Here is a 3,992-nt window from a genome sequence, read left to right as displayed (position 1 = left end):
GCCCCGGCTGCTGCCACATCGCGCTGACCAATCGCGACGCTTAATGCGCGTCGCGCTGAAATGGATTCAGTCGACGCGCTTTAAGTCTTTGTTTTGATGCATGTCGTTCCCCCAAAACCGCTGCGCACTTTTGGGCGACATTCATTAGAGCAATTCCAGGAAAAGTGCGCAGCGGTTTCCGTCCGGAATTGCGCAAAAACAAGCAAAAACAAAGAGACTAGCCGGCTACCTAACCTTCGGCAAAGACGTGCAGCTCGCCGCCCGCTTCGTCGATCGCGGCGCGCAGCGATGCCGCCGGCTCGCTGTCGGTGACGATGTCTGAAATCTCGCTCAGCGCGCAGACGCGCTCCAGGCCGCTGCGGCCGAACTTGTCGTTGGTGACGACCAGCATGGTCGACAGCGACCGTCCCATCATCGCACGCTTCACCGCCGCCGCGCCCGAGATCATGTCGCTTGGCCCTTCGGCATTGAGCGCCGAGGCGCCGATGATGGCGATATCGGCATTGTAGCGGCGCACGAATTCGACCGTGTCCTCGCCGAGCACCGCGGCTTCGCGGCTGTCATAGGTGCCGGGGCAAAGGATGACGCGGAAGCCCGGATTGGCGCCGGCTACCGAGGCGACGCCGACGGAGTTGGTGATGATGGTCAGATCCCGCCCAAGCTGCGACAGGCCGCGCGCGACCTCGTAGGTGGTCGACCCGCCATCGATCATCACGATGGAGCCTTTCTCGATCAGTCCGGCGGCGCCGCGACCGATGCGAGCCCGTTCCTCCACCATGGTGAGGCCGCGCTCGGCGATAACCGGTTCCGACGTCACCAGCGAAATGGTCGCGCCGCCATAGGTGCGGTTGATGAGCCCCGCCTCGCCGAGTTCGATGAGATCGCGGCGGATGGTCTCGCCGGCGACGCCGATCCGGCGCGCCAGCTTCGAGATGCGGATCGAGGCCGAGCGCCGCACCTCCGACAGGATCAGCTCGTGTCGCTCTTTCTTGGTCAGCCGGCCCGGCTCGATGTTCATCGCTCTTCCTTCCCGGGATTTCGTTCCCGGCGTGGGGACATTAGCCACGCCGGGAATAGGAAGCCAGCGTCAGTGTCTGAGCCGATCGCGCATCGCATACCACAGCATGCCGAGCACATAGAGCGGCCCGCGCAGTGCCGTGCCGCCCGGGAACGGCAGCGGCGTCAGCGTCGAGAACAGATCGAGCCGCGAGGCATCGCCCGTGATCGCTTCCGCGAGCAGCTTGCCCGACAGCGTCGACAGGATGACGCCCTTGCCGGAATAGCCATGCGCGAAATAGACCTCGCCATAGTGCCCGACATGCGGCAGGCGCGAGGTCGTCACCGACACGAGCCCGCCCCAGGCATGGTCGATGCGGCAGCCCTTGAGCTGCGGAAAGGTCTTTTCCATATGCGGCCGCACGAAGCCGGCGATGTCGGCCGGCGGCGACGGCGTGTAGCGCTCGCCGCCGCCGAACAGCAGGCGGCCGTCCGCCGACATGCGGTAGTAGTTGACGACGAACAGCGTGTCCGAGACCGCGACATTCGCCGGGATGACGTTGCGCGCGCCCAAAGGCTCGGTGGCGACGATATAGTTGCCGACCGGCATGATGCGGCTGTTGACGCGCGGCTCCAATCCCTTGAGCAGCGCATCGCCCGCCAGCACCACATGCCGGGCGCGGACAGAGCCCTTGTCGGTGAACACCCGGATCGACGGCTCACGCTCCAGCCTGACGGCGACCGAGTTCTCGTGGATGACGACGCCCGCGCTAACCGCAGCGCGGGCGAGCCCCAGCGTGTAGTTCAGCGGATGCATATGGCCGCCGAGCCTCTCGTAGACCGCACCCTGATAAGGCGTATCCACCATCTGCCGCGCCTGCGAAGCCGACAGGATCTCGACATCGGTGAACTTCATCACCTTGGCGAGGCATTCGGCCTCTTCCTCGAAGTCGCGCACATCCGAAGCGCTGACGGCGCCGACCAGATGGCCGGTCTGGCGCAAGTCGCATTCGATGCCGTGGCGCTCGATGATGTCGAGCACCAGTCCGCGCGCCTCGAAGGCGAGGTCGAACAGCGCCTTCGCCCGTTCCGGCCCGAAGGACTTGACCAGGCCCCTGGCGCCCTTGCGCAGGCCGGGGATCATCTGGCCGCCATTGCGGCCCGAGGCGCCCCAGCCGATCTTGCCGCCTTCGAGCAGCACCACCTTAAGGCCACGCTCGGCCGCATGCAGCGCCGCCGAAAGACCGGTGCAGCCGCCGCCCACCACCACCAGGTCGGCCTCTACATCGCCGGCTAACGCCGGATGGTCGGGCGCCGGATTGGCGGTGGCGACATAATAGGATTTGCCGATATCGAGACCGGAATTGAAACCCGTCGAACGCGAAGCCATGGTCACACCTTGAGCAGCAGGTGGTCGCGTTCCCAGGACGTCACGACGCTCTGGAACAGGTCGAGCTCGACGCTCTTCACGCGCAGATAGGTCTGGAAGAAATCCTCGCCGAGCAGCGCTCGCACGGGCTCGCAGGCGGCGAAACGGTCGAGCGCTTCCTCCATCGTCTTTGGCAGCGTGCTCTTGCTTTTATAGGCATTGCCGAAGGCCTCTTCCGAGCGCGCAAGCTTCTCCTCGATGCCGAGATAGCCGGCGATCAGCGAGCCGGCCATGGCGAGATAGGGATTGGCGTCCGCCCCAGGCAGCCGGTTCTCGATGCGGCGCGCGGCGCGCCCGCCCAGCGGCACGCGCAGGCCGCAGGAGCGGTTGTCGTGCGACCATTCGATGTTGGCCGGCGCGCTATGGCCGGGCCGGATGCGCCGGTACGAATTCGCATGCGGCGCAAACAGCGGCATGATTTCGGGGATGTATTTCTGCAGGCCGCCGATGAAATGCGAGAACATCTCGCTGTCTTCGCCGTCCTCGCCGGCAAACAGGGGCTCGCCCTTCCGGTCCACGATCGACATGTGCAGATGCATGGCGCTGCCGGCCTGCGCGGCAATCGGCTTGGCCATGAAGGTGGCGTGCATGCCGTTCGCCTGCGCGATCTGCCGCGCCAGGCGCTTGAACAGAAGCACTTGGTCGGCGAGCGTCAGCGGATCGCCATGAAGCAGATTGATCTCGAGCTGCGCCGTGCCGGATTCGTGGATCAGCGTCTCAACCGGCAGGCCGGTGATGGCGGCATGCTCATAGAGCCGCCGCGTCACGGCTTCGAACTCTTCCATCGCCTGCATGTCGTAGGGATGCTGCACGTTTTCAGGCCGGCCGTTGCGTCCCACCGGCGCCGTGATCGGGCGATCCGGATCGGGATTCGGCGCCGTCAGATAGAATTCGAGCTCCGGCGCCATCACCGCGCGCCAGCCGCGCTGCTCATAAAGGTCGAGCACGGCTTTCAGCACATGGCGCGGCGAAGCCATCCAGGGCCGGTCGTCCATGTGGAACGTGTCGGCGAAAACATAGGCTCTGCCGGGGCTGCCTGGCGCAAGGCACAGGCTCGAAACGTCCGGCACCATGCGCATGTCCGGATCTGAATAGGCAAAACCTTCGTCGATGGAGCCGGAATAGCGGCCGTCGATGGCGACCAGGAAGGCGCTGCTCGGCAGATAGAGCGCGCGGTCGTCGAGCGACTTCAGGAATTTGGCCACCGGCAAGGTCTTGCCGCGCAGCACGCCGTTGACGTCGGGCACGAAGCATTCGACTTCGTTGATCGCGTGCGTCTTCAGCCAGCTTTGCGTGTCCGCGCCGGGGAATGTGGTGTTCAGATTGTCAGGCATTGGTCATGTCCGTACGAAGGAGAGATCGCTTCGGCGGGCATGTCCGTTCCGGTAGGGCGTTATCTAAGCTGCGTTATCCGAGGACGGACGCCCGCCTGATGGCCGGCCGAAGGGCCGGGTGCGGAGCGCCCTGCACTCCCTCCGTCCAGCCGTCACGAACGACATGCGAGCCGACCTTCGTCTCCTCCGCGCGCTGCAGGTTCTCGTGGCGGCAGCAGCGCATGGTCAGCGAC

The 3,992-nt window shown here is 65.2% G+C and carries 3 protein-coding genes; all 3 read right to left on the bottom strand.

Translation table 11 applies throughout. From position 1 onward, the window contains the following. Positions 1-229: 229 nt before the first annotated feature. Positions 230-1,018 carry a DeoR/GlpR family DNA-binding transcription regulator gene (locus EOD07_RS25445; protein ID WP_245470479.1) on the bottom strand — a complete coding sequence of 263 codons (789 nt, stop codon included), beginning with the start codon at positions 1,016-1,018 and terminating at the stop codon, positions 230-232. A 69-nt stretch (positions 1,019-1,087) separates the two neighbouring features. After that, positions 1,088-2,386 (bottom strand): FAD-binding oxidoreductase, encoded by a 1,299-nt coding sequence (locus EOD07_RS25440; protein ID WP_127237380.1) that lies wholly within the window; start codon positions 2,384-2,386, stop codon positions 1,088-1,090. A 2-nt stretch (positions 2,387-2,388) separates the two neighbouring features. Then, a complete protein-coding gene (locus EOD07_RS25435; protein ID WP_127237379.1) occupies positions 2,389-3,759 on the bottom strand; it encodes a glutamine synthetase family protein in 1,371 nt (456 codons plus the stop codon). Positions 3,760-3,992: the final 233 nt, after the last annotated feature.

The organism is Mesorhizobium sp. M2C.T.Ca.TU.002.02.1.1 (assembly GCF_003997225.1).
The sequence above is the reverse complement of the archived record's forward strand: the minus strand, read 5'-3'. Positions and strand labels throughout refer to the sequence as shown.

Excerpts from the sequence above, each read along its gene's own strand:
- EOD07_RS25445 (WP_245470479.1), bottom strand. The coding sequence starts at position 1,018 with ATGAACATCGAGCCGGGCCGGCTGACCAAGAAAGAGCGACACGAGCTG.
- EOD07_RS25440 (WP_127237380.1), bottom strand. The coding sequence starts at position 2,386 with ATGGCTTCGCGTTCGACGGGTTTCAATTCCGGTCTCGATATCGGCAAA.
- EOD07_RS25435 (WP_127237379.1), bottom strand. The coding sequence starts at position 3,759 with ATGCCTGACAATCTGAACACCACATTCCCCGGCGCGGACACGCAAAGC.